Origin of the sequence: Amylibacter sp. SFDW26 (assembly GCF_009184395.1) — a bacterium.
Classification (GTDB): Bacteria; Pseudomonadota; Alphaproteobacteria; order Rhodobacterales; family Rhodobacteraceae; genus Amylibacter.
Map to the genome: position 1 here is coordinate 155,214 of NZ_WEIC01000003.1, position 24,644 is coordinate 179,857.

At 43.1% G+C, this 24,644-nt stretch carries 26 protein-coding genes and 1 tRNA gene; 16 read left to right on the forward strand and 11 right to left on the reverse strand.

Annotated elements, in window-relative coordinates; all coding sequences use genetic code 11:
- Positions 1 to 145: 145 nt before the first annotated feature.
- On the forward strand, positions 146 to 748 hold the full coding sequence (locus tag F9L33_RS10240) for an NAD(P)H-dependent oxidoreductase (RefSeq protein WP_152142692.1): 603 nt from the start codon (positions 146 to 148) through the stop codon (positions 746 to 748).
- 13 nt (positions 749 to 761) lie between these two features.
- On the opposite strand, the gene F9L33_RS10245 is transcribed toward F9L33_RS10240, so the two are convergent.
- Both F9L33_RS10245 and F9L33_RS10250 read right to left on the reverse strand, forming a co-directional pair.
- Positions 762 to 1,991 (reverse strand): mandelate racemase/muconate lactonizing enzyme family protein, encoded by a 1,230-nt coding sequence (locus F9L33_RS10245; RefSeq protein WP_152142693.1) that lies wholly within the window; start codon positions 1,989 to 1,991, stop codon positions 762 to 764.
- Positions 1,992 to 2,012: 21 nt separating this feature from the next.
- On the reverse strand, positions 2,013 to 3,095 hold the full coding sequence (locus F9L33_RS10250; protein ID WP_152142694.1) for a Zn-dependent alcohol dehydrogenase: 1,083 nt from the start codon (positions 3,093 to 3,095) through the stop codon (positions 2,013 to 2,015).
- A 199-nt stretch (positions 3,096 to 3,294) separates the two neighbouring features.
- On the opposite strand from F9L33_RS10250, the gene F9L33_RS10255 reads away from it, so the two are divergent.
- Complete coding sequence (locus F9L33_RS10255) at positions 3,295 to 4,890, forward strand: SulP family inorganic anion transporter (RefSeq protein WP_370452123.1); 1,596 nt, start codon at positions 3,295 to 3,297, stop codon at positions 4,888 to 4,890.
- 15 nt (positions 4,891 to 4,905) lie between these two features.
- Entirely contained in the window at positions 4,906 to 5,955 is a 1,050-nt protein-coding gene (rsgA, locus tag F9L33_RS10260; RefSeq protein WP_152142696.1) for a ribosome small subunit-dependent GTPase A, read from the forward strand.
- Between the two features lie 53 nt (positions 5,956 to 6,008).
- On the opposite strand, the gene F9L33_RS10265 is transcribed toward rsgA, so the two are convergent.
- Positions 6,009 to 6,392: a VOC family protein gene (locus tag F9L33_RS10265; protein ID WP_152142697.1), complete on the reverse strand. Its 384-nt coding sequence runs from the start codon at positions 6,390 to 6,392 to the stop codon at positions 6,009 to 6,011.
- Positions 6,393 to 6,489: 97 nt separating this feature from the next.
- On the opposite strand from F9L33_RS10265, the gene soxR reads away from it, so the two are divergent.
- Positions 6,490 to 6,948, forward strand: coding sequence for a redox-sensitive transcriptional activator SoxR (soxR, locus tag F9L33_RS10270; protein WP_152142698.1), 459 nt, complete (start codon positions 6,490 to 6,492; stop codon positions 6,946 to 6,948).
- A gap of 17 nt (positions 6,949 to 6,965) precedes the next feature.
- On the opposite strand, the gene speB is transcribed toward soxR, so the two are convergent.
- Together speB and dtd are read right to left on the reverse strand one after the other, a co-directional pair.
- The gene (gene speB, locus F9L33_RS10275; RefSeq protein WP_152142699.1) at positions 6,966 to 7,934 is read right to left on the reverse strand and encodes an agmatinase; all 969 of its coding nucleotides are present in this window, start codon (positions 7,932 to 7,934) and stop codon (positions 6,966 to 6,968) included.
- Positions 7,935 to 7,937: 3 nt separating this feature from the next.
- The gene (gene dtd, locus F9L33_RS10280; RefSeq protein ID WP_152142700.1) at positions 7,938 to 8,387 is read right to left on the reverse strand and encodes a D-aminoacyl-tRNA deacylase; all 450 of its coding nucleotides are present in this window, start codon (positions 8,385 to 8,387) and stop codon (positions 7,938 to 7,940) included.
- A gap of 143 nt (positions 8,388 to 8,530) precedes the next feature.
- Here dtd and F9L33_RS10285 point away from each other — a divergent pair.
- The 12 genes from F9L33_RS10285 to F9L33_RS10340 all read left to right on the forward strand — a co-directional run bounded on the left by F9L33_RS10285 (position 8,531) and on the right by F9L33_RS10340 (position 17,729).
- Positions 8,531 to 8,607: transfer RNA gene (locus F9L33_RS10285), tRNA-Met, on the forward strand.
- 341 nt (positions 8,608 to 8,948) lie between these two features.
- A complete protein-coding gene (locus F9L33_RS10290; RefSeq protein ID WP_152142701.1) occupies positions 8,949 to 10,109 on the forward strand; it encodes an FRG domain-containing protein in 1,161 nt (386 codons plus the stop codon).
- Positions 10,110 to 10,244: 135 nt separating this feature from the next.
- Positions 10,245 to 10,499, forward strand: coding sequence for a surface lipoprotein assembly modifier (locus tag F9L33_RS10295; RefSeq protein ID WP_152142702.1), 255 nt, complete (start codon positions 10,245 to 10,247; stop codon positions 10,497 to 10,499).
- A gap of 418 nt (positions 10,500 to 10,917) precedes the next feature.
- Positions 10,918 to 11,346, forward strand: a complete 429-nt coding sequence (locus F9L33_RS10300; protein WP_152142703.1) for an SET domain-containing protein-lysine N-methyltransferase — start codon at positions 10,918 to 10,920, stop codon at positions 11,344 to 11,346.
- Positions 11,347 to 11,400: 54 nt separating this feature from the next.
- Entirely contained in the window at positions 11,401 to 12,330 is a 930-nt protein-coding gene (locus F9L33_RS10305) for a ThiF family adenylyltransferase (protein ID WP_152142704.1), read from the forward strand.
- 2 nt (positions 12,331 to 12,332) lie between these two features.
- Complete coding sequence (locus F9L33_RS10310) at positions 12,333 to 13,241, forward strand: hypothetical protein (protein WP_152142705.1); 909 nt, start codon at positions 12,333 to 12,335, stop codon at positions 13,239 to 13,241.
- Positions 13,234 to 14,076: a DMT family transporter gene (locus F9L33_RS10315; RefSeq protein ID WP_152142706.1), complete on the forward strand. Its 843-nt coding sequence runs from the start codon at positions 13,234 to 13,236 to the stop codon at positions 14,074 to 14,076. The genes F9L33_RS10310 and F9L33_RS10315 overlap by 8 nt, the downstream gene beginning before the upstream one ends.
- A 12-nt stretch (positions 14,077 to 14,088) precedes the next feature.
- On the forward strand, positions 14,089 to 15,000 hold the full coding sequence (locus tag F9L33_RS10320) for a glycine betaine ABC transporter substrate-binding protein (RefSeq protein WP_152142707.1): 912 nt from the start codon (positions 14,089 to 14,091) through the stop codon (positions 14,998 to 15,000).
- A 37-nt stretch (positions 15,001 to 15,037) separates the two neighbouring features.
- Positions 15,038 to 15,430 (forward strand): hypothetical protein, encoded by a 393-nt coding sequence (locus F9L33_RS10325; RefSeq protein ID WP_152142708.1) that lies wholly within the window; start codon positions 15,038 to 15,040, stop codon positions 15,428 to 15,430.
- Positions 15,431 to 15,445: 15 nt separating this feature from the next.
- Positions 15,446 to 15,895, forward strand: a complete 450-nt coding sequence (locus F9L33_RS10330) for a hypothetical protein (RefSeq protein WP_152142709.1) — start codon at positions 15,446 to 15,448, stop codon at positions 15,893 to 15,895.
- 28 nt (positions 15,896 to 15,923) lie between these two features.
- A complete protein-coding gene (locus F9L33_RS10335; protein ID WP_152142710.1) occupies positions 15,924 to 16,751 on the forward strand; it encodes a formate/nitrite transporter family protein in 828 nt (275 codons plus the stop codon).
- A gap of 33 nt (positions 16,752 to 16,784) precedes the next feature.
- Positions 16,785 to 17,729: an alpha/beta hydrolase gene (locus F9L33_RS10340; RefSeq protein ID WP_152142711.1), complete on the forward strand. Its 945-nt coding sequence runs from the start codon at positions 16,785 to 16,787 to the stop codon at positions 17,727 to 17,729.
- A 176-nt stretch (positions 17,730 to 17,905) separates the two neighbouring features.
- Here F9L33_RS10340 and F9L33_RS10345 read toward each other — a convergent pair whose 3' ends face one another.
- From F9L33_RS10345 to F9L33_RS10370, 6 genes are all read right to left on the reverse strand, one after another.
- Entirely contained in the window at positions 17,906 to 18,118 is a 213-nt protein-coding gene (locus F9L33_RS10345; protein ID WP_152142712.1) for a hypothetical protein, read from the reverse strand.
- A gap of 248 nt (positions 18,119 to 18,366) precedes the next feature.
- Positions 18,367 to 18,873, reverse strand: a complete 507-nt coding sequence (locus F9L33_RS10350; protein ID WP_152142713.1) for a cupin domain-containing protein — start codon at positions 18,871 to 18,873, stop codon at positions 18,367 to 18,369.
- Positions 18,861 to 20,087: a hypothetical protein gene (locus F9L33_RS10355; RefSeq protein ID WP_152142714.1), complete on the reverse strand. Its 1,227-nt coding sequence runs from the start codon at positions 20,085 to 20,087 to the stop codon at positions 18,861 to 18,863. Before F9L33_RS10355 ends, F9L33_RS10350 begins: the two co-directional genes overlap by 13 nt.
- A gap of 2 nt (positions 20,088 to 20,089) precedes the next feature.
- Entirely contained in the window at positions 20,090 to 20,911 is an 822-nt protein-coding gene (locus F9L33_RS10360; protein ID WP_152142715.1) for an outer membrane lipoprotein-sorting protein, read from the reverse strand.
- Between the two features lie 13 nt (positions 20,912 to 20,924).
- A complete protein-coding gene (locus F9L33_RS10365; RefSeq protein WP_152142716.1) occupies positions 20,925 to 23,291 on the reverse strand; it encodes an RND family transporter in 2,367 nt (788 codons plus the stop codon).
- Complete coding sequence (locus F9L33_RS10370; protein WP_152142717.1) at positions 23,288 to 24,619, reverse strand: aminotransferase class I/II-fold pyridoxal phosphate-dependent enzyme; 1,332 nt, start codon at positions 24,617 to 24,619, stop codon at positions 23,288 to 23,290. Before F9L33_RS10370 ends, F9L33_RS10365 begins: the two co-directional genes overlap by 4 nt.
- Positions 24,620 to 24,644: the final 25 nt, after the last annotated feature.

Genomic DNA, 24,644 nt, shown 5'->3' on the forward strand with positions numbered 1-24,644 from the left:
CACCAGGCTATAAAATTAGACAAGCCGTTCCGCTGGGTCATTACCGTCTATTCAATTTAATCCCGCCCGACCGACGCTTGTATAAGTGCTGACTATTTGTTCTGATCATTCGTTGTAACAACGGCTGTTTTTATGGAATTCACTTATGCATGTATTGGCTATCCTTGATCACCCCAACCCAGCTTCTTTTAGCGCAGCGATTGCCCAAAAATTTATGGAGGGTGCTAAAGCAGCGGATCATACAGTTGAGCTTGCAGATTTACACGCCGAAGGTTTTAATCCTCTTTGGTCGATGGCTGACATAGAACGCAAGGATGACGGAGTAGCCCCACCAGATGTTGTTAAAGAACAGGAACGGATAGCAAGGGCAGATGCAATTTGCCTGATTTTCCCTCTATTTTGGTGGGGGATGCCATCCATGACCAAAGGTTGGGTTGACCGTGTATGGTCTTGGGGATGGGCTTATGACCAATTAGATGATCCTGAGAAATCACTTCAAAGACCTCGTTCTGGCGTTCTTTTAATCCCTGCAGGCGCCCGTTCAGATGAAATAGAAAATGAAGGCTACCTAGCTGCCATGGAAACCGCTTGGACTAAAGGGACATTTGGATATTTTGGCTTCTCTCCACGAAAAATAGAACTACTTTACGGTTCGACTGGATCATTAATACGCAGGCAATCTTTGTTAGAAAAAAGTTATCAAGTTGGCTTCACATTGCCAGCTCCTAAACGGCTTGAAGAGACGTGATTAGACTACAGCACTAATCTGCAGCACCGCCTTGGAAAGCATTGCCGTTCTTATAATCGCACGGTGCATCCTGCATTTCCAAATGCAAACCAGTTCCCGAGTAAGGATTAGCCTTGGCTAAGTCTTCGTCAAACTCAACACCTATTCCTGCCGCTTTAGGGGCATGAACAAAGCCGTCTTCCCATTGAATACTGTGCTTAATCAAATCACCCGCAAAGCCACCACCTGTTCCAATGGTTTCTACCATTAAGATGTTTGGGATATTCGCCGCCAGTTGAATATTCGCCGCCCATTCCACAGGCCCTGCATAAAGATGCGGGGCGACTTGCGCATTATAAACCTCTGCCATCGCTGCAATTTTCTTAGTTTCTAAAATACCACCAGAGCGACCCAACGCAGGTTGTAAGATATTTGCAGCACCAGCACGCAATACAGGTGCGAATTCTGCTTTTGTTGTCAGACGTTCACCTGTCGCTACTGGAATGCGCACTGATTGTGCAACTTTTGCCATAGATTCTACATTATCAGGCGGCACAGGCTCTTCGTACCAAAGTGGGTCATACGGCTCCAATGCACGGCCTAAACGAATGGCGCCACCTGTGGTGAATTGCCCATGTGTGCCGAATAATAGATCAGCCTTAGTTCCAACGGCCCCGCGAATGGCAGCACACATCTGAACACTTAGATCAATATCTGTCACCGCAGGCATATGCCCGCCGCGCGATGTGTATGGGCCCGCTGGATCAAATTTAATGGCTGTAAACCCAAGCTTCACCATTTCTTTCGCTGTTTCCGCTTGTAGATCAGGGGATGTCCAAAAGTCATTCGGATCATGATGGGGTAATGGATACAGATAAGTATAGGATCGGATGTGGTCATTCATCAGCCCACCGATCAAAGCATAGGCAGGGCGATCATGCGCTTTGCCCAGAATATCCCAACAGGCAATCTCTAGCCCCGAAAACGCCCCTATGGTCGTTGGATCAGGGCGTTGCGTAAACCCACTGGAATAAACACGGCGAAACATCATTTCTATGTTTTCAGGGTTTTCATCCAGCATGTGTCGTTCAAACACATCCTTAATCACGGCACTCATGGCATCGGGGCCAACGGCTGCGGCATAGACTTCGCCATAGCCAATTATGCCCGTATCCGTCGTAAGTTTTACAAAGGTAAAATATCGCCCACCCCAGCCAGGGGGTTGATTGCCAACAACGAAAATTTCTAGATCTGTGAGTTTCATATGATCACCCAACCACGGAGTTTAATCAAAAACAATAACATTGCGGCGTGATTGCCCTGCTTTGGTATCCTCTATCGCTTCATTGATCTGATCTAATGTGTATCTGTTGGTGATCAATTCATCCAATTTCAAACGTCCCGCTTGGTAATGGTCAAGCAACACAGGGATATCACGTTGCAACACCGTGTCGCCCATTTTAGAGCCGCGTAAGACTTGGCTCATCGCAGCAATATTAACTGGTTCAATACCCATTTCATGCCCACTTGGTGTCATGCCAACCATGACCAATTCACCACGTGCGGCCATATAGTTCAGCGCAGACTTATAAGCCGCGACAGACCCAACTGTGACAAAAACATAATCCACACCGCGCCCACCCGTAATGGCGCGCACTTGTTCGGCTGCATCCTTATCCATAGCGTTTACGGTATGGGTTGCACCGAATTCCAATGCCCCATCCAGTTTTGATTGCTCCACGTCTAGTGCGATGACATATGACGCTTCGGACAAAACTGCACCTTGGATCGTGTTTAACCCAACGCCACCTGCACCAATCACAGCGGCACTTGCCCCTTTGGGCATTGCTGCGGAGTTGGTTACAGCCCCTATCCCAGTAATAGCACCACAAGCCAACAGACTGGCAGCATCCATTTTAATACTTTCAGGCAGGCCAATCACTTGGCTTTGATCCACGACTACCTCTTCTGCAAAGGCGGCTGTTGCCATGCCATGCTCCAAAGCTTCGCCATTTGCATCTGTTAAAGGGGAACCGCCAACGCGGTCATAAGGTGTTTCGCAATCTGTAGGATGGTCACTTTCACACATGGCGCAAGTTCCGCAGGCTTTGATCAGCGTCACCAATACCGCATCCCCAACAGATACATTCGACACATTAGCTCCAACTGCTAAAACTGTACCAGCTGCTTCATGCCCATAGACCGCAGGCACATGACCGCCCCATGCACCTGATGCAAACATGATATCGGAATGGCAAATCGCACATGCAGCGACCTTTACATGAACCTGATCTTCATTGACTGAAGTCAACTTAACCTCTTCAATCGTCAATGGTTTTCCGAATTCACGACAGACAGCAGCTTTCATATAATCTCTCCCTTTTTTATCAGATTGAGCGATGCGTGAATTAATAACCGCCTAAAGGCGACATGGATAGGTCGCAACACCGTAAAACTTTCTTTTCCACGCCGTAAAGTAAAGGCTTTCACAATAGGATAAGCTCGGTTACACGCAGCCAACTTAGATTGATAATTCAAGGTATGGACCCGTGGCCCGATTTACGACGATTTCAGATTTCGCACGTGCGCTTCGCAATGAAGACGCAAATGGCAATGCAATCACGCTGACCGCAGCACAAGGCAGAATAGAAATTCTATCTGGCTTAACCGTAGCACTTGCCTTGGTTCCAGAAGCAGTTGCTTTTGCATTCGTGGCAGGCGTTCAGCCTTTGGTTGGCTTGTATGCAGCTTTCATCGTTGGCTTGATCACAGCCGTATTTGGCGGCCGTCCTGGTATGATCTCTGGTGCAACGGGTGCTTTGGCTGTTGTGATGGTAGCTTTGGTCGCACAGCACGGTGTTCAGTATCTTTTTGCCACAGTCGTCCTGATGGGGATTATCCAAGTTTTGGCAGGCGTATTCAAACTGGGTAAATTCATCCGCATGGTGCCACATCCCGTAATGCTGGGCTTTGTAAACGGTCTGGCGATCGTTATTTTCCTTGCGCAAATGGAACAATTCAAAGTGCCATCCCCTGATGGTGGTCACGAATGGATGTCTGGTCTGACACTTTGGATGACCCTTGGTTTGGTTGGTGCTACGATGGCAATCATATGGGGCACGCCAAAGGTCACAAAACTGATCCCTGCCCCATTAGCAGCAATTGGTTTGGTTGCAGCAGCAGTGATCGTATTCGACATTCCAGTTCCACGCGTTGGCGATTTGGCATCGGTTAAAGGTGGCTTACCAGAATTCGCAATCCCGCAAGTCCCGTTTGATTTAGAAACATTCAAAATTATCTTCCCATATGCAATGATTTTGGCTGCGATTGGTTTGATCGAAAGCTTACTAACTCTGAACCTTGTGGGTGAAATCACACGTGAACGCGGTGGCGCATCGCAAGAATGTCTTGCCCAAGGTGGTGCTAATATCGTCACGGGTTTCTTTGGCGGCATGGGCGGTTGTGCAATGATCGGACAATCGATGATCAACGTAAACTCAGGTGGTCGCACACGCCTATCAGGTATTTCCGCCGCTTTGTTCCTGTTAAGCTTTATCCTATTTGCAAGCAGCATTATCGAATTGATCCCATTGGCGGCTTTGGTCGGCGTTATGTTTATGGTCGTGATCGGTACATTCGCATGGCAATCCATTCGCCTGATGCGCCGTATCCCATTGTCCGATGCATTGGTTATTCTAACGGTAACCATTGTGACTGTTCTTGAAGATTTGGCGATTGCAGTTGTTGTGGGCGTTATCATTTCCGCATTGGTTTACGCATGGAATGCCGCTGCGCAAATTCGTGCAACACCGCACCCATCGAAATCCGAAAAAGGTGCGTTGGTCTATGACATCGAAGGTCCATTGTTCTTTGGTTCAGCAACAAGCTTCCAAGAAATGTTTGAGCCTGAAAGCGATCCAGACACTGTGATCCTAGATTTCGCAGGATCACGCGTGGTAGATCAAAGCGCATTGCAAGCGATCGAAGCTGTGGCAGAAAAATATTCACAAGCTGGCAAAAAGCTGAAACTGCGTCACCTATCCAAAGATTGTCACCGTCTGTTGCACGGTGCAGGTCAATTGGTTGTGGAAGCAAGCGACGATCCAAGTTACCGTTTGGCAGTTGATTACGATATTCAACTTGGCCGTATTGGCGGGCATTAACACGGGATGACATGAATGGTGGACAGTTCACTTATTGCACTTGGTTGGTCAGATCACTTTGATGATCAGATCACATCAGATGCATTTGTGAACACACCACCTGCGCGTATCAGCGACATCTACCGCAAACAAATCTCGGCCTATAGCGCTGCTGGTGAGATCACTTTGGATTTACCCCCAAGCATGAGTGCAGGTGATTTGACCGTTGGCGATTGGATATTAACCGATCCAGAAACCAACCGCGTTTTATCTGTGTTAGACCGTCATACATTGTTGCAACGCCAATCCGCAGGGGCTGGGATTACACGGCAGTTGATCTCTGCGAATGTGGATACATTGATGATTGTGTCCTCTTGCAATGATGATTTTAATTTGGCACGGCTTGAACGCTATCTGATCCTTGCTCAATCCAATGACACGCAACCTTTGATCGTTTTGACCAAGATCGACCTGACAGATGACAGCGAAACATATCGCAAACAGGCCGAAGCTTTGTCGCCTGATGTGCAAGCGATCACAATCAATTCCAAAGATCCCGCTTCGCTTGATCAATTATCCCCTTGGGTGCAAGCGGGCAAAACCGCAGCTTTGGTTGGATCATCGGGGGTTGGCAAATCCACCATTCTAAGCGGCCTGACGGGCATTAAGGTCGCCACACAGGGCATACGCGAAGATGACAGCAAAGGCCGCCATACCACCACCGCACGCAGCCTGCGCCCTGCGCTGGCAGGGGGATGGTTGATCGACACCCCTGGTGTACGATCTTTGGGCTTGGGCGAAAGCGATGAAGGACTGGAACGTGTGTTTTCAGATCTCACTGAAATTGCACATGGCTGTAAGTTTTCTGATTGCAAACACGAAACCGAGCCCAAATGTGCTATTCGTGCAGCAGTTGATGTGGGCACATTGGATGGCGTACGTGTAGAGCGTTGGAAAAAACTTCTGAAAGAGAATGAACAGAACTCAAAGACGATTGCGAAAGAACGTGAGCGTCTGAGTAACTTGGGTCGCCATTCAAAGTCTTATGCCAAAAAGAAGCGACGTGGCGAAGATCAGGAATGGTGAACACATCTAATTCGTGATCTTCGCATATTTGTAGTTCTCTCAAGCATGAGATTTTAATTCACATAACTCACGACTTCAATTTCGATACGGTCAGGTCCTTTAAAATAAAACCGCAAACCTGGTTCGTAATCATCATGGCTATGAGGTTCATAACCTGCTGCAATGACTTTCTTTTCAACGGCCTTGATATCGCTCACAACAACTCCAATATGGTTTAAACTTCCGGGGGTGGAATAATTATCAGCGGGCAGCTCTGTCCCCCCTTTCGAGTAGAGGGCGAGATAGCTTTTGTCACCGCCAATATGGTATGACTTCCCATTATCTAATGATGCTCCTTTCCAACGCACATGCCAGTCAAAAATTTCACACAACACAGCCGCTGTTTTTTCAAGATCACTGACTGTTACGTTTAAATGCTCCAAATAAACATCGCTCATTTGAGTTACCTTTCCATATTATTTTCTATTACATTTATCTTTTGTAATTGCTAAACCTAACTTCAGGTCAAGGTTTATTTTAAAGAAAGGAAATAAGATGCGTTCAACAGATTGCCTCTCAATAGGACAGCTTTCTACCCGTACTGGCATCGCTGTTTCAGCCATTCGTTATTATGAAAAACAGAATTTGATTTATCCGGATCGCAACGCAGGTGGGCAGCGACAATTTATACGTTCTGATATCCGCCGTTTAAGCTTTATTCGTGTCGCGCAGCAATTCGGCTTTTCAATCGACGAAATTCGTGTGCAATTAAACTTGCTTCCCAATGGTCGCACACCAACGAAAGCAGATTGGACAAAAATCAGTAAAAACTTTCGCACAACATTAGATGCCCAGATTAACACGTTAATCAATTTACGAGACCGATTAGATGGTTGTATCGGGTGTGGTTGTCTGTCTTTTAAGAAATGCCACCTATATAACCCAATGGATGTAGCAGCAGCCAAAGGAGATGGGCCGCGCTATTTATTGGGTGATACCCCTGATGCAGAATAATCTAAACGGGACTATGCTTATCCATGCACCCTACGCCCTGCGCCCCACAAACACAGCAACTCCACCGCCACATGTGCCCCTGCGATCGCGGTTGCCCCTGTTGTGTCATAGGGTGGTGAAACCTCGACCACATCCATACCGACCAGATTAATACCCGCGATATCGCGCAGCATGATCGATGCTTGTGAAGACGTCAAACCACCCCAAACAGGTGTTCCAGTACCGGGTGCAAAGGCAGGATCAAGGGCATCAATATCAAAGGTCAGATAAGATTGGTGATCACCTACGATCTCTTTTATCTGGCGCGCCGTTTCTTCTGGTCCTTGTGTATGAACTTGACGTGCATCGATGATGTTTACACCCAATGTATCCTCGTTCGTTGTGCGAATACCAACTTGAACTGAACGTTCAGGAACAACAATGCCGTCTTTCACCGCTTTGTAAAACATCGTGCCGTGATCAATACGGGTTGGATCGTCATCCACCCATGTGTCTGTATGCGCATCGAATTGGATCAGGGATAATGGCCCATATTTTTCTGCGTAAGCCTTCAGAACAGGATAGGTGATATAGTGATCGCCACCCAACACCAATGATGCAGCACCCGCATCCAGAATGCCTTTGATATGGTTTTGCAAAGCAGCAGGAAACTCCGAAACCTTTGCGTGATCAAAAGCAACATCGCCGTAATCAGCCACGTTAAAATCGGTCATAGGATTAATATCCCAGCCATAAGGCGCATCAGGAGATTGCAAAGCAGAAGCTTCACGGATTGCACGTGGGCCAAGACGTGTTCCAGGGCGGTTCGTCGTGGCGCAATCAAACGGAACGCCCGTGACAGCCACATCAACACCTGTTAAATCTTTGGTGTATGAACGGCGTAAAAAGCTGGTGATACCACCAAAGGTCAATTCATAAGAATGACCCTTATGCCCCTCACGTGTGATAGCTGTATCAATCTCTTTGGCTGCATCCTCTAAGGCCATGGTTTACTTTCCCTCTTCCGTATCGATCCAAATCGTCACTGGTCCGTCATTCAACAGCGACACCTTCATGTCCGCCCCAAATTGACCCGTTTCGACAGGGATGCCAAGGCCTTTAAAATCCTCTATAAAACTTTCATATAAAGCGCGACCTTCTTCAGCAGGCGCAGACATTGAAAACCCCGGTCTGTTGCCGCGACTTGTATCCGCACCAAGGGTAAACTGACTGATAATCAATGCGGATCCTTCGATATCTTTCAAAGAACGGTTCATGCGACCCTCATCATCTTTGAATATACGCAGCTTGGACACTTTAAGAGCGAGCTTCGCACCAACCTCTGCACGATCTCCTTGCATTGCACATATGAAAACCAACAATCCTTCTGGGATTTTACCAATTGTTTTATTGCCCACATCCACCTGCGCATGTTTAACACGCTGTATCAATGCTCTCATGAATTCACCTAAACCATCCCAAGTGTTATTTTGTTATTCGGCACAAGTTGGCACAGTTTTCAATGCACTGCCAAGAAAATCTCTTTTATGCCAGAATCCCACTTGACGCTTATCCCCATCTGTCTTAATCACGCCTCACCTTTGGCGGGGTAGCTCAGGTGGTTAGAGCAGCGGAATCATAATCCGCGTGTCGGGGGTTCAAGTCCCTCTCCCGCTACCAATTTCCTTATATATTTCAATTAGATGCAAAAAGATTAAGAAAAATATCTCCTTATGCAAAATGTCAGGGGGCATATAGGGGACAAAATGCCCGAATAATAGCAAGAAGGACTTAACTGCCTTTGGTTAATACCCACTGATATGCAATGAGGGCGAAAAGCGGAAGTTCGCTGTAGTATGAATTTACATCAGTTTTACGGGAAAAGCCCATTTGGTTGTGCCCAACTTTAGTGCAAGCAATCAGACTTACTTGATTGCGGGGAAAATTGGTGCGATTGAGTTTGTAATTCTGCCGATAATCAAAATCGATCAAACACGCCTTGCTATTAATTGGGAAACATTTTGCTCTTAAATAATTATTCCGCCCCTAATTTTGACTGGTCTGAAAACCCGACGAGTGTCCAACCTAGAGCAGACCTTTGGGCAATCTTTAACGGAATGGGATTTTCCAAAGAAATTACAGCTTCACTAATTTCTTCAGGCTATGTTGTCAGCGAATACAGCCCAGTCATAATCGATCGATTTCACGGAGGTCCGTCGATGTCTTCAGATGGGAGCACAAGGTTTTCAACGGATAGTTTCAAGAAAGTTATCGACGAAGGTGGATTTATGAATTCTCCATTCCCTGTACACCGAGCAAAGTCGGAGCAAGATGTTCGAGAATTTGTGAAAAAAATTCAAACAAAATTTCCGACCAAGCAATTATGCTTTCGTGGGCAAACAAGCCACTACACTTTGAACCGCGAAGTTAAAAACCCAAAGCTCAATCATCCAGACCTGGGGGAAACTTCATTAGTCCCTTCGGTTTGGAGACATATGTTAAACTCCACTCTTAACGTGTTTCCAGAATTTGTGGGGATTCCACTTTTATTCTGGAGTTCGATACTATATAAAATGTGGCCCATGGATGAAATACATTCTAGAGAGAAGGCCCTGCAAACCAAAGGTGAGTGGCTTTACACAGCTTCCGACATGGAAGACTGCTCGGATGAACTTTTAAGGGCGTTTGGAAAGTTTCGCCTTGATTTACTTGTTGATGAAGCCGTGTTCCAGACTGGTCTACTAACAATGATGCAGCACTATGGTCTCCCTACACCTTTTTTAGATTTGACCTCTGAACTCGACGTAGCGATTTTCTTCGCCACCCATAAATTTGGTTTTGATAACACTCATGCAGCGTATGATTTCGCTGGAACAAATGGTCAGCAGTCAATTATTTATGTGCTTTCCTTACGTGAAGTGGATATGCACACAAATGAGCGAAATCGGGTCATGCAAATGGCCAAACCGGAGCGCCCTCGTCGCCAATCATGTGTCGTATGTTCGACAAATGCTTGGTCAATAAATCTTCCAGCTGACTATATCGTTGGCGCAATTTTAATGGACTACGAAATGACCCAGGCTGGTCGCTATGGCACGCCCGATCTCTTCCCCAGTCCAGACGACGATCCTTTCCTCAAGGCGTGGATGTCCACAGGGGAATATCCTCTTACCGTATTTTGATCGATTTTGGAATTTACTGTCGAGTTTAAACATACGGTTTTCCAATCAATGTCCCGTATGGGCGGAACTTGGGGCAAAGGCAAATAAGCCACCTCTAATTTTAATAGAGCATATAAAGTGATATTAGGAGTTTTGATGAACAAGCACGAGCACTACTATTTGAATTTCAAAAACGATAAGGAACTAGATAAAAATGTTTATCGGATCATGAAACAAGAGCACGTTTTCGCGTTGTTTCAAGACAAGAAAAACGCCATGAGCAAATTCAGCAACTGGAAAGACGGTTTTGCTCCGCAGGCGCAGTATAGTTTTACAAAGCAAAGCTCGAATGTGGCTTTCTTTGATTATACGTCACATGATTTGAGTGTGACTTTTACCAAGGCGTTTTGAAGAGGGTTTGAGCAGTAAAAGCTTTGCTCTGTTTCCCCTCAATCATCAGACGTATGTAGAAACGATAGTTTGGTAGTCCGGTGGGTCTGCTGGATTACGTATCTCCAACTGTTTGTCTTTTATTTACTCACTTACACGTATGTGTAGAACTTGCGACTAAAGATAATTAGTAAAGCCGACGTTAACAAATGTTAGATTTTCCAAAAAAATAATACTTATATAACATTATCTTAAGTGGTTTATTAAAAAAATCTCTAGTAATAAGCGAAAATACGCACATCAAAAATGATAACTTTAGACTCATTGACTTTAAAAAAAAGCAATGCAATCGTTTCAACCATAGGGAGATTATTTATTCCCTGTAGTTTATTTAGTTTTAGTTTTTTTTAACGAATTATTCTTATGAAAGGTCGATGTTTTGAACTTGTCCCTGCCTAGCTTTAAATACACTGAAAATACTTTCAACCCGTTTATTGTCGAGTGTTTCGATGACAAAGGATTTGGCTTGAAAGCCATCTCGTTGATCTCTGAGGGTCAACTAATTGTAGAAAACCCTGCTCGAAAAATACCGAAAGGTTCTAATGTAGGTTTTTCTATGGCTCAATTCTTATTTGTTGATCCAACTTCCTACAAAGACAATCAAAAACGTGACCTAATTATGGTTTGTGGCCCTATGACGTTTTTAAATCATAGTTCTGAACCAAATTGTCGGGTGAAATGGAAAGTTGAAACAAATGGCTTACTGTTAGCAACATTATATGCGGCATCAGATATCCTCCCAGATGATGAACTTACAATAAAATACACTGATGAAAGAGATTATAGAAACGAAGGTCTCTTCGCATAATTTTGCTAACTACATAAATTTCAATTTTAAAAACTAAATTATTAGGAGTTAACCATGTTAACTAAAAAAGCGCGTGTCACCAAGTTAGAAGGAAATAAAGACGAAAGTTTTTATGAAAAACGCACTTCAAGAAACAGCTGTTTTCTTGGTGTTGATGAGCAACAGCAAAAAGCATCTCAAAAGAAATTATCAGAATCTGTCGTTGCTGTAGCGGGAGCTGGAGGTTTGGGAAGCTATCTTGCCGTTCAGCTCGCAAGGGTTGGTGTAAGACATATAAAAATCGCTGATCCAGATCATTTTGAAGAAACTAACATTAATCGCCAAAATGGTGCGGGAATTAAAACTATCGGCCATAACAAAGCTATTACAGTTGGCAAAATGATTTATGAAGATATGCCTGATGTTACAGTCGAAATTTTTCCAGAAGGTATACAACGTCACACAGCAGAAGAGTTTGTTGAAGGTGCTGATTTAATTTATGATTGCACAGATTTTTATCTAGTTGATGAGCGCTACGCCTTACATCGTGCCTACCTCAACAACTCTCGTGCCAAAACAATGCTATGTGGGTGCGTATGGGGGTGGGGTTCTGCTATATATAAATTTACCCGTGATGGGATGACTTACGAAGAACTTATTGGACTTAAAGAAGGTGAAGATTTAACGCCTGAAAAAATCGATAAGTTGGTGCGAATGCAAGCAAATTATTTGCCAAGGTTTCCAAGTAAAGACAGTATTTACGGATGGATGGAAGATGTTGGAAATATTCCAATTCTAGGCGCTATCCCGCCAATCTGTTGCGGACTATTAACCTCAGAAGGCGTGAAGGTTTTATGTGGCCTTGATGAAGAGCCATATAGTAAGCCATTACCTCCAATCCCTGAGTATTATTGGATGGATGCTCAAGAATTATCATCTGGAATTTATACATTTGATGGTAATTGGATAAATTTAAATAATTTTGAAAAACATTTTAGAAAGTAAATATGATGCAGTCGCAATCATTGATTTCTTTGGATGATTTAGAACTAGCTAAAATTCGTGAAATTCTTTCGGTTTCTTCTGATATATTAAGAGGTAAAATCGATGTTTCTAAATCAGCTATTGGCAAAATTATTACTCCAATTTTCTTACAGGAAAGCTCGCGTACATATACGAACTCCGTTAGCGCGTTTTTAAGAATGGGCGGTCAAGTACTGCCCATTACAATAAATAATACTAGGTTTGGCTCAAAATGGGCTGAGCCAATTCAAGATTTTTCTACTCTTGTAGATACATGTGCTGACTGTGCAGTGGTTCGTGCCTCAGATGTAAACACTGTTTTGAATTTTAACCGAACCAGTACAATACCTATCATAAATGCAGGTAATGGTTTTGGTTTAGGTTCAGAGCATCCTATGCAAGCTTTGATTGATTTGTTTACTATTCAGAATAAATTTAACGATCAAAAACTTAATATTTTGATGATGGGGGGGCAGCATATAAGAAGCGCTCGAACACAAGTGAAATTGTTCCACAGATTGGGCCACACTATAACAGTAATGTCACCAGAAGTCAGTTGCGATAACTCTGATGTAGACGAATTTATAGCAATAAATTGTAAAACAATTTCGTCTCTTGATGATGTGGATTTGGGCAATATTGATATTATTTATCATAACGGTTTAGATGAAGACCCAAATGTCCATGTTTTAAACAAGTATATTTTAACTAAAGACCTATTAGAAAAAAAACATTTCACGGGTGTAGTTATGCACTCATTACCGCGCAAACAAGAATTACCGAGTTGCGTAGATAACACCTCATATAATTTATATTTTGAACAAATGAGGATTTCAAAGTTTGTCTTTCAAAGCGTTTATAAAATGCAATTAGATGGAACTTTATATGAATAGATACACAGGACCATTATTGATATTTATCGCAGCTGTATCATGGAGCACAGCTGGGTTATTTACTAGAGTTGTAACAACAGATATTCCTACAACATTATTTTGGCGATCCCTTTTTGGTGGATTGTGTGTCTTGTTAATTGTTTTGTTTTACAACCGTAAAATAACAGTAAAATCTATGTTCCACTTTAGTTTAGGCGAAGTTGTTATTGCCAGCCTATCGACGGCTGGAATGATCTGTTTTATTTCAGCATTCTTCTATACCTCCATTGCAAACGTGTCTTTTGTTTATGGGATTATGCCACTCGTCACATATATTTTAGCTGTATTATTTTTAAAAGAACGCATAAATTCGTTGGCTGTATGTTGTTGTATTTTGTCTGCTATAGGAATGTCTTTAATGACCTTCGGTAGTAGTAATCTTGAAGACTACATTGGCATTTTATTAGCTTTAGGAATGACTATATTTATGGCTGCCCTTACCGTTGCAGCAAAATTCTTCCCAAATGCGGACAGTTCAAAAGCCACATATCTTTCAGCATTTCTTGGCGCATTGATTGTTCTCCCTTTCGCTACATTTACCAATATTGCAGTAAATGATTATTATTGGCTTGCTTTATATGGTCTCATTAATGTTGGGTTAGGTTTTGGAATTTACTTACTCGGTGTGATGCGGGTCACTGCTTTAACAGCAGCTTTGATTGGCCTTCTTGAAATTCCACTGGCCCCAATATGGGCGTCATTGTTATTTAATGAACAAGTAGGTTTTTTAACTATCAGCGGAGGTATTTTAATCCTGATTTCAGCAATATTTTATTTAATTAGATCAAAAACATAATAGGAGGAAAACATGCAAATTAATAATATAATGAAAAGTTTAACTACCGTTATTGGCCTAGGTTTTACATTTCCAGCAATGGCAAGCGACACTGTTCGAATGGTATTACCAAGCTGGGATGGTGGCAAATATATTGCTTATAACTTAGCTCATGAAATTAAGACAGTTACAGGTCGCAATGTAGAATTTGTTACCATGGAAACTGACAAAATGTGGATCGAAATGGATAAGGATGATGGAGAAGTCGATATTTTTCCTGATTTATGGATGCCTAATCAAGAGCACAATTGGGGTAAGTATGTCACAACTAATAAATCGGTCGTGCATAACGATGCCCCTTATGAGGGAAAGCAGGGTTTTTACATTCTCAATAATGATGATGGGATAGGCATTAAGGATTTATCTGGCGATATTCTAACGGACCTTGATTATGACAACAATGGTCTTTCTGAATATTGGCCTGGCGCTCCATCTTGGCATGCGCCTGTTTTCAATAAAGTAAAATTAAAAAGCTACGGCCTTTATGATAAATTTGAAGCGATAAACCAAGATGATAAGGCTTTCTTAACAACACTAGATGAACGAGCGCGATCTGGCGATGCATTAATGTTTTATTGGTGGGAACCAGATTGGGTTCATGCGAAATATCTTTTGAAACGTATTGATGAACCTGAATACGTTGAAGGTTGTAAGGATATTACAGATCCATCAGAAAGTGATGATTGGTTAAATAAATCCAAATTCGGATGCGCTTTCCCATCATCAGAAGTCTTCGTGGTTTTTCGTGATGATTTCTTAGAAGATGATAAGCTTGGAACATTATTAAAAAATTACAAAGTTAACATCGAACGGCTGCAAAAAGATATTCTAGTCAGCAAAGAAAGTGGTGAAGATCTTAAGGTTTTAGCCGAAGCTAGTGAATAAATCTATGAATGTTAATATGTATTGATAGGTTGCAAATATGAATAAATCATTTGCCAAAGCGCGTACATGCTATCAACATTTAGCTGGCGATTTAGGCATCCAAATATGTGATGCTTTGATCAAAATTGGCTGTGTCCATCATAATATCATTGATGGACACAGCCAATATAAATTGTCGGATATTGGCGTAACCTGGACTAAGGACGTTGGTTTCTATCAGACAAAGCGAACACAAATAAAAGCATGTATTGATGTGACACATAAGCGACCTCATTTAGCAGGTGCATGGGCAATTGAGCTATGTGCCTTCCTCCTGAGGAATGGGTACACTGAACAAGATTTAAAGACACGCCATATTAAAGTAACGGCTTTAGGAGAGCAGTTTTTACAGCAAAAACTGGCAATAAACTGGGCTCAAATTACAAAATAACAAGGAGATATACTAATGATTAATTTAAATAAACTTGAAGACAAAGAGAGCTTTCTTGAAGAACAGTTCGTTGTGAGCATTCAAACACCAACAAAAAGCGTTGAAGAGTTTGCAAAAATGTTAGGTGATAATATTGAACTCATACAAGGTAATTATTCTCACTGTATGTACATACGCAGTAATGGGCATTGCCGATTTAAAGGAAATGATGGCGCGCACGGTGGAGCGGAAGAAACCATCCAAGAAGTACCGTCCGCAGAGATTGTAGTAGCAATTCCCCATGAAGTAGAAATGTTACAAAAGCTTATTTTGGTAATTAATAAGTATCATGTCCATGAAGAACCAACAGTACACATCTCATCAGTATTTGGTCTGCGCTCAAAGTATTCCTCAGATTCGGATAATCCCAATAAATATTGGAACCGTAAAGATGCCAAAGAAATCCACGGTGAAGCCATCTCATAATTTGATCTGATTTTAAGGTGATATATCAATGTCATATTTAAAACCTGCTGAACTTTTACCACTTCTAGCAGATGCGGGGGCGCAAAAAATATCCATGAGCATTCATAAAGTAATGGCTCGATCTTTCATGGCTGGTGCAATCCTTGCAGTATCCGCTGTCTTTGCAATTACAGTTTCAGTGCAAACTGGTTATCCGATTATTGGCGCAATTTTGTTTCCTATCGGTTTTTGCTTACTGAACTTACTGCAATACGATCTATTGACTGGTGCATTTGTTCTGGGGCCACTTGCATGGCTGCATAATGAACCAAACATAACTTTACGGCGTATCTTGAAAAATTGGGCGTTAGTTTTCGTTGGCAATTTTATAGGGGCATGTTTCGTAGCATACCTTACGGCAATAGTATTTACTTATGGTTTTACTACTGCACCAAATGAAGTTGGAGAGGTCATCGCAGAGATCGGGAAAAATAGAACTGTAGGTTATAAAGACCATGGAGCTGGCGGCATGCTTACTATTTTTGTACGAGGGGTTCTGTGTAATTGGATGGTTTCTCTTGGAGTAATTGGCGCATACATAGCTACGTCCGTAAATGGCAAAATTACCATTATGTGGCTTCCAATAATGCTATTCTTTGGCATGGCTTTTGAGCATTCAATCGTAAATATGTATCTATTCCCAGCAGCACTTATGTTAGGAGGACAGTTTTCAATAAGTGACTATTTATTATGGAATGAATTACCTGTAGTGCTTGGAAATCTTGTCGGAGGAATGCTGTTAACGGGGTTACCTTTGTATATTTCACACGGAAATAAAACCGCTAGACCATTACACCCACTAAAAAAAGTATTATAAAAGCTCCAGAAGATTGAAAATAATAAGTCTACGATGATGGATACTGCTCCCTTTCACATTCATGTCGCCGAGGGCCCAATCAATGTTTTTGCATATTGGATACATACAGAGGACAATGTTCGACTTCGCGTAACGTATTGGCCAACGGATAAAGTATCCAAGGGGAGCATCTTTATTTTCCAAGGACGTACGGAAAACAATGAAAAATACGGTCGCACCGCCGAAGAAATCCATAAGGCTGGCTACAATACTTTCGCTATAGACTGGCGCGGCCAAGGTCTTTCCGACAGGCTTACTGATGACCGAATGACGGGCCATATACTTAAATATTCTGACTATCAGAAAGACGTAGCAGCGATGATTGACGCTGCAAGCGCACTTGATCTACCTAAGCCTTGGTACTTGATAGGACACTCACTGGGCGCCTGCATTGGTTTACGATCTATTACAGAAGGTCTGCTGCCAGTTTCTGCCTGCGCGTTCACTGCGCCTTTGTGGGATATAAACCTCTCTTTATTTCAACGCTACGCCGCTTGGTCTTTGGCTTGGACGGCTCAATTTTTGGGAAAGGGTCACTTGTATGCACCAGGTACTCGCGGAGAAAGTTATGTACTCAATACGGCTTTTGAAGATAACAGGCTCACTCATGATCCTGGAATGTATCAGTACTACATCAACATCTCGAAATCTCTCGTTGATCAACAAATTGGTGGGCCGAGTATGGGGTGGCTCTTTCAAACGCTAAAGGAAACACGCTCTTTGTCAAAGATGTCTTCTCCTAGCATACCCTGCATTACGTTCTGTGGCGCCGAAGATAGCATAGTTGCTGCTCCCGCGGCACAAAATCGCATGGCACGTTGGCCCAACGGTGCATTTGATTTGGTGCAAGGTGCCAAACATGATGTTTTGTATGAAAGCCCAAACATCCGCGAGAGTGTGATAGCTAAAATATGCGATCTGTTTGCAGCGGAAAATTAAAATGTAACCCTTAACGTTTAAGTGTCCTCGCACTGAATGCTTTCGTCTGTGTCCCCCTTATCATCTGACTTTGAATTGGCCCGCGTCATCGGTGATGGCCACAATCGAGCCCAGTTGTTTCACATACATAAACCCGTGTTGGAACGGATTATCAGCGGGCGGCACAGATGTGTCGTTTACCGCAGGTAATATGGTTTACGTTTGTGCTCAGGTAGATTGACCCGTGTGTAAGCGGCTTGCGCCATCAGTGACAGTATCAAACCATCCAACACATCTGTAACATCGCTTCCAAGCTTCCCCTTTGCCAAATTGATAATCAGCGGTGTACTTGTATCCATAACATGACGCAGGCGGATCGATTGTTCAGGATCACATAGTGATTTACGCAAAACAGGGTTAGTCTCTTAAATCACGTCTGTTTGAATGTTTTTCTATGTTCAGCTATGTTAATACTAATCAGCTAACATACTAAATATATAAATTATTTATTCAATTATGTGAGGATATGAAAAACCTAAAAAGTTGATTACAAATCCGCGTACACTGGTTCGTTTCCAGTACTCACCTCCATTTAAAATCAATGACTTACAATAAAATTAAGTAATCTCTACAGAAATGTATTTGTTATTTGATTGGTTTATTCAGCCCTGTAACCACGTAAATATGCATATAATCCAACGACAGAAAACATAAGCTTTTGCAGCCAAATCGGTTGCCCTGTCATATAAAACCCAAACGCCTTCGCAGCACGATATTGAACTGCGATTTGCAAAAGTGGATGAAGTTTTTTTCGTTTTACACGTTCTAAGCCCATAAAAAAAGCTTGCATCTCGCCAGCAGGGTCAAATGAAACTTCAATTTGTGTCTTGGGGCAGTTATGCGTATGAAAAGTATGGGGTTGATTTGGTAAAATTTCAATTTGCTCCCCTTCACGTAATTCTTGTTCCCGATCAGAAAGAACTATGAACATTTTACCAGAAATAACACGGAAAGTTTCAGTTTGTTCAGGGTGAATATGCATAGGTGGCCCACCTGCATCCGCATCCAGAACATCTTCGAAACGCAGCACATTACCTTCTAAGATATAACGAATTGGTTTATTTTCATCAGCTGTGCCGTGTTGCTGCGTCTCTAAAATTTCCATGTCAGACCTACCTGTAATTCTTCGTCGCCTTGAAAACCACTAAGAGCAGCATCTGTTTTTGTGTTTGTCGGCAAACGAAACTTAACATCAATCAAAACATCATCTTTTAAACGCTGCCCATACTCAAATTCCCATAGACTGGCTGACGTCTCCCAATCGTGAATCAACCGTATGCCCATAGAACGCCCCAAACTATCATTTAAAAGCCATTCCATGCCAATAGATATATCACTATCAAACAATGTGAGTGGCGCAGAGCTTGAGCGTTTATCGTAAAACGCCTCAGCAAATACAAAAAGGTCTGATTGCCCCGAATTAACGCCGTAAAAGTAGCGTTCAATTCCAAATGCATATCCATAAAAGCTGCCACCAGTCTGACCAGACCGATGAAAAGCCTCAGCACGCAAGACATATGATCCAGCAGGAATTTCAATTGATAGACCAGCTTGTTCAATGACTCTGTAAAAAGGCAAAAACTCTGTCACGCGGCCACCAGAAATCACAGATTGAAATTCTGGCTCACGTGAATGCCCCGTAAAATAGTTCAAGTTAATACCAATTGTCTCAAACTGAAAACGCAATCTTGTTGCAAATTCCAAACGGCCCTGCCCATCCTCAAATACAGGTTCAGCAAGTGGTGCTGGAACAAGACGATAGCGCAGCTCAGTGTCTGGCAAACGTCGTTCTCTTCCTCCTGGGCTTAAAAGCAATAAAGCATCAACTGACGGCCACAAGCTTGTTTCCAAAGCAACTGCGGGTTGGCCCAAACGTTGTGAGCCATCGATATTCTCTATAAAATCTGTTTGATTGACCACATCCAAAGCAGAGTGCGTGGTCAATACACCCCATCGTTCTTGGAGTATGCCAAATCGCAATCGTGTGTCATTTTTTGTCCAAAGCAACGTCGCCTGCTCTGCATCCACAAAAAAAAGATCTTCACGGTCTTCCGCTGCACCAAAGCGTAATTTGCCGCGAAATTCCAAATCTGTTTTGTCAGAGAGGTCGAATGAAAATTCGAGATCGCCCGATAAACTCGGGTACACGCCTGTGTCACGCTGTTGATCGAAAAGCGGTTCTGAAAAGTAAGAATACGTTTCCAATGTAAGTCGTCCAGATACAGATTGAGCCAATGCTGGGAAAGCACTCAAACAATACAACAGGGCCGCACAGATTGCGCCCCTGTTTTTGAAACACTTGTTTAAAAACCAAGTCATTTTTACTTAGCCCAATCTCGAATGCGGGTATCTTTAAAATTCGTTTGGTTGAAACCTTTACCAAAACGATAATTACTCCACTTGATGTCAGTGACAGCACCTGTGCGCAGGTTGGTCATACGCGCATTCATGGGACGCATTTGGCCATTTCCAACTTTCTTATAACCTGTCATTTCAAGACGTTTTAATTCACGATTGTTTTTATCGTAATATGTGATTTGGATTGGTTTCAGAATGCTCATATCGATCACCTCAACCAAACGCGCATATCCCGAATGTGGATAGCGCGGAATATTTACAAGCACTTCACATCCAGCTTTGGCTTTACACTTTGTTGGCCCGACATATTCATAATCATAACGGTCCAATTCCCAGCGAACGATATCTTCGAATGAAAACTCTGATCCAGCAAAAGAGCCCGATTTATCACGTGATGAAAGTCTACGAACGCGGTCAAATTCTGGCAGATAAACCCATTGCAAATCAGGTGTTTTAAACCGCGTGTGGCTTAAAGATACAAATCCATCCAATTCTGTAGGCGCACTAAATGTAACAGCACGCAGGTCTCCGCCTTTAACCACTTCCAAAGTGACCATCTCAAATTCACGTGAAGATTTCGAACCATTGCCCGATTTAATTGTCATAACTGCATCAACGGTCTCATCTGCATACCCTTGATATGTGCGTTCAACTTTTGACGCGATCTCATAGGCTTTTGGATCACTTGCTGCCCATGCGTTTTGTGCAGCACCAAATGACATCAATGCAGCAGCACCTAACGCCAAGTTTGACAGGGCTGAACCGTTAAAAAATAAAGTACCCATTTTAGTTTTACTCCTAGTATTTTGTTTTCAATAAGAAAAGTACGGCTGGTAGAAATATGAGATCAAACAACAAAGCAATTATCGCAACGATTGCAGTCATCAATCCCAACCAAGCGTTAATTTGGAAGCCTGAAATTGCGAGTATGCCAAATCCGACAACCAACAAAAATGTTGTGATCGCCATACCCGGACCCGCATCCCCAAGAGCTTCTGCAACTGCTTCACGTGGATCGCTCATAGTTTTCAAGCGGTTTCGCAAGGCTGTCAGCAGATGGATGGTATCGTCCACCGCAATACCAAGGGTTGTTGCTACAATAGTGGACACAGCCATTCCAAGCTCACCAACCAACAGTCCCCAAGCACCAAGAGCCACCAAGCTTGGCATAACATTTGCAAGCATAGCAATACTCACAATAAGCAACGACCTCTGAACCAAAAGGAGGAACACAGCAATCGCACCAAAAGCAACAATTGTTCCCAAAATCATATTTTCGATATTCTTCATACCAATATAGGAAAACATTACCGTCGTACCCGTTGCCACAACACTTGAGGCAAGCTGCGGTGTGTTTTCAACAGCCCAAACGTGGGCATTGTCGATGAGCGAAAGAACCTCACCAGTAGAACGATCATCTAGGGAAACAGTCATACGTGATGCACTCCGATCCACCAAAACCTGTTCACGCAAATCCAACCCATATGGCAATTGCATGGCATACATTTCATGCAACTGTGCAGTCTGGGATTGAGATGACGGGATAAGATACTTGTCTTGCTGTCCCCCGCTGAACGCACGGTTTACCATCTTGATGCGATCAGCATGGTTGGCAACATGCGTCACACCTGGCTGCTGTCGAATAAATTCGGCTAAAGCATCGACATCTTCCAGATAGGCAGGGCTAACAGCATTTGTCCCTTCTGGCGCAAGTAAATCATATTCCACAACGTAGAAACCACCAATCAGGCTGTTCATCCGATCGGTTGCTTGGCGAAACTCAAATCGATTGTCAAAATAACGCGTATAACGGTCGTCCAAATTGTTCATAAAAATAAAGGATGCAATTCCAACAGCAATCAACAGCACTGAGATCACAGAGCTTTTCGCTCGAGCTGTCACAAAGTACCCAATACGTTTAAACACATTTTGCATAGACGCTGCTCTTTTACGCCCGCGCCATGGGAAAACAATCAAGCATGTTGGCAGGATCAAAAAAGTAAACACCATCGCAAGTAATGTGCCGATACCAGCCAATATACCAAGATGTTGAAATGGAGGAGACTCTGAGAAAATCAAAGAAAAGAACCCCACAGCAGTCGTCAAAGATGTCAGCAAAACAGGCCAAGATACTTTTCTCAAAGCTGCTTCAACAGCCCTATGGCGTCGTTCTCTTCCAAGTTCGCTCTGCTGCGCAGTTGCATCCTTTTGAAATGCTGCAGTACTCATGTGAACAACATCCGCAACAGCAATGATCGTAATCATAAAAGGCGATATCACAGATACAGATGTCAATGGTATACCTATAAAGCCACCTATCCCTAAAGTCGCCCCAATTGCACCACTGATAACAAGAAAAGCCGCAAAAACAGGTACCCAAGAACCCAAAATCAACCACATAAGCCCCAAAAGCAGCGTATACATGATAGGTACAAGAAGTGCGCTGTCACTCACAGCAGCTTCACCAAAAGCACTGTCCAAAGCGACGGAACCACTTAGTGAAATCTCAAGGTCAGGATAGTCTTCTTGAAACTGTTTCACACGCTCACGCATAACAGAGGTTAAAACAGTAGGCGCATCTTCGGACTGTTCTTCTGGGATTTCAAATGTCACTGAAATCAAAGCCGTCGCCAAATCCTCTGATAAAATACGATTAATCAACAATGGTGTTTGAGCTGCCCAGCCTTCAATACGTTTTAAATAGGCAGAATCCGTTGGGTCACCCTCGCGCCAAAGCTGGTCGATAATCACTTCGTCGCCTTCTCCGATGGCAATTTGAAATGCAACTGGAGAATCTACACGGCGCACCATATCCAACGCCCAGACATCATCTGTCATTTTGCGCAATGCAGCCAAATGCTCTGGGGTAAACAAAGTGCCTTCTGGTGTATGTACAACTAAAACACCTGTATCATCTTTCCCATAACGCGCTTCAAAATCCCTCAGACGTTGTAAATGCTCATTAGACTCCGAAAAAAAGACACGTTCATCTGAACGAAAACCCAGATTTGCAGTTCCTGCAGAAAGCACTGCGGCTATCATTATACCGAACAGCAAAGCAGCCATAGGTCGTTTCATAAGGATGGAGAGGAGATTTTGCATTATGTTTGCAAAACGCCCAAGTGAGGCCTCTTTACGGTTCCCTAACCTTCGTTCTAAAGTCACTGGGAAACCGCCTCTTTCATAATGCTGATACAGCGCGCCATATCTTCTTCACGATGATCCGCTGTGATGAAAAAGCGAATACGTGAACCACCTCTTTCAACGACGGGATGCAAAATAGGATGAGCAATCATACCCTCTTTCAACAAAGCCCCTGCCGCATTCAAAGTCATCACATCATCACCCAAAATAATCGGAACAATCGGGACCTGTCCTGTTGCCAAACCTACGTTCAAATTTGCGGCACGCGCAGTGTCACAGAAGAATTTTGAATTCGACATCAATTTACGAAGTCGTTCTGGCTCCTGCTCTAACATTTCAACAGCGGCCAAAGCCGCAGCTGTATTTGCAGGGGAAATACCTGTGCTATACATTAGGAACCCTGGAGCTAAATTCCGTAAAAAAGTTCCAAATTGTGCGTTACAACAAATAAAACCGCCACAACTGCCAAAGCTTTTCGAAAGCGTTCCCATAATAAGGTCGATTTCACGCGGGTCTGTATCATAAAGCTCAGACAAACCACGCCCTGTTTCACCCAAAGTCCCGACTGAGTGCGCCTCATCCACCATCAGCCAGCAATTGTATTTATGCTTAATCTCAAGAAGGCGCGGCAAGTTTGCGATATCGCCATCCATACTATACGCCCCTTCCACAAGGATAATTGTCCTTTCCACAGAACCACGGTTTGCTTCCAATAAAGTTTCGAGATGATCTAAGTCATTGTGGCGAAAACTGATGCGTCTTGCTTGTGAAAGAACACCACCCATAACACCAGAATTGTGCATGAGCGCATCATGAATCAATAAATCGTTTTTCCCTAAGAAATAGCCAATAGCCGTCATATTCGCCACATAGCCACCTACAGTCACAATGGCATCTTCTGTGCCAACAAATTGGGCCAATTTACGCTCCAGCTCACCGTGTAGCGTAATCTCACCACCTACCATACGTGCAGCACCAGCATGCGTTCCAAAATCACGCACAGCCTTAACTGTACGTTCAATCACAGCAGGATCGGCCCCCAAACCCAAATAGTTATAACCAGAAAAAAGTGTTTTATACCCTTTAGGGGTTTCAATCTTGTCTGACATCAGCCCTTTACGCGGAAGAAAGTACAGATCCTCCATTTCAGAACCTTTTCCGAAAAACGCATCCATTTTACGAATAGTAGTCATATCAGGCAGCTTAGCAGGATCCGTCCACTCAGCATCATATCCAACTTGCTCAGATGTTTTGCTCTCAACATTATTGGGTGAAGTTTCATTCAAGGAATTTGGTTGATTTGTGTCTTTACACATATGTTTACGCAACGATTTAAGAAGTTCAGTCATCTTGTCCTCAAAATAATAAATATAA

What these genes read in the sequence shown, in the direction of transcription:
- F9L33_RS10240 (WP_152142692.1), top strand. Translation starts at nt 146, where the DNA reads ATGCATGTATTGGCTATCCTTGATCACCCCAACCCAGCTTCTTTTAGC.
- F9L33_RS10245 (WP_152142693.1), bottom strand. Translation starts at nt 1,991, where the DNA reads ATGAAACTCACAGATCTAGAAATTTTCGTTGTTGGCAATCAACCCCCT.
- F9L33_RS10250 (WP_152142694.1), bottom strand. Translation starts at nt 3,095, where the DNA reads ATGAAAGCTGCTGTCTGTCGTGAATTCGGAAAACCATTGACGATTGAA.
- rsgA (WP_152142696.1), top strand. Translation starts at nt 4,906, where the DNA reads ATGGTGGACAGTTCACTTATTGCACTTGGTTGGTCAGATCACTTTGAT.
- F9L33_RS10265 (WP_152142697.1), bottom strand. Translation starts at nt 6,392, where the DNA reads ATGAGCGATGTTTATTTGGAGCATTTAAACGTAACAGTCAGTGATCTT.
- soxR (WP_152142698.1), top strand. Translation starts at nt 6,490, where the DNA reads ATGCGTTCAACAGATTGCCTCTCAATAGGACAGCTTTCTACCCGTACT.
- speB (WP_152142699.1), bottom strand. Translation starts at nt 7,934, where the DNA reads ATGGCCTTAGAGGATGCAGCCAAAGAGATTGATACAGCTATCACACGT.
- dtd (WP_152142700.1), bottom strand. Translation starts at nt 8,387, where the DNA reads ATGAGAGCATTGATACAGCGTGTTAAACATGCGCAGGTGGATGTGGGC.
- F9L33_RS10295 (WP_152142702.1), top strand. Translation starts at nt 10,245, where the DNA reads ATGAACAAGCACGAGCACTACTATTTGAATTTCAAAAACGATAAGGAA.
- F9L33_RS10305 (WP_152142704.1), top strand. Translation starts at nt 11,401, where the DNA reads ATGTTAACTAAAAAAGCGCGTGTCACCAAGTTAGAAGGAAATAAAGAC.
- F9L33_RS10310 (WP_152142705.1), top strand. Translation starts at nt 12,333, where the DNA reads ATGATGCAGTCGCAATCATTGATTTCTTTGGATGATTTAGAACTAGCT.
- F9L33_RS10315 (WP_152142706.1), top strand. Translation starts at nt 13,234, where the DNA reads ATGAATAGATACACAGGACCATTATTGATATTTATCGCAGCTGTATCA.
- F9L33_RS10320 (WP_152142707.1), top strand. Translation starts at nt 14,089, where the DNA reads ATGCAAATTAATAATATAATGAAAAGTTTAACTACCGTTATTGGCCTA.
- F9L33_RS10325 (WP_152142708.1), top strand. Translation starts at nt 15,038, where the DNA reads ATGAATAAATCATTTGCCAAAGCGCGTACATGCTATCAACATTTAGCT.
- F9L33_RS10330 (WP_152142709.1), top strand. Translation starts at nt 15,446, where the DNA reads ATGATTAATTTAAATAAACTTGAAGACAAAGAGAGCTTTCTTGAAGAA.
- F9L33_RS10335 (WP_152142710.1), top strand. Translation starts at nt 15,924, where the DNA reads ATGTCATATTTAAAACCTGCTGAACTTTTACCACTTCTAGCAGATGCG.
- F9L33_RS10340 (WP_152142711.1), top strand. Translation starts at nt 16,785, where the DNA reads ATGATGGATACTGCTCCCTTTCACATTCATGTCGCCGAGGGCCCAATC.
- F9L33_RS10350 (WP_152142713.1), bottom strand. Translation starts at nt 18,873, where the DNA reads ATGGAAATTTTAGAGACGCAGCAACACGGCACAGCTGATGAAAATAAA.
- F9L33_RS10355 (WP_152142714.1), bottom strand. Translation starts at nt 20,087, where the DNA reads ATGACTTGGTTTTTAAACAAGTGTTTCAAAAACAGGGGCGCAATCTGT.
- F9L33_RS10360 (WP_152142715.1), bottom strand. Translation starts at nt 20,911, where the DNA reads ATGGGTACTTTATTTTTTAACGGTTCAGCCCTGTCAAACTTGGCGTTA.
- F9L33_RS10370 (WP_152142717.1), bottom strand. Translation starts at nt 24,619, where the DNA reads ATGACTGAACTTCTTAAATCGTTGCGTAAACATATGTGTAAAGACACA.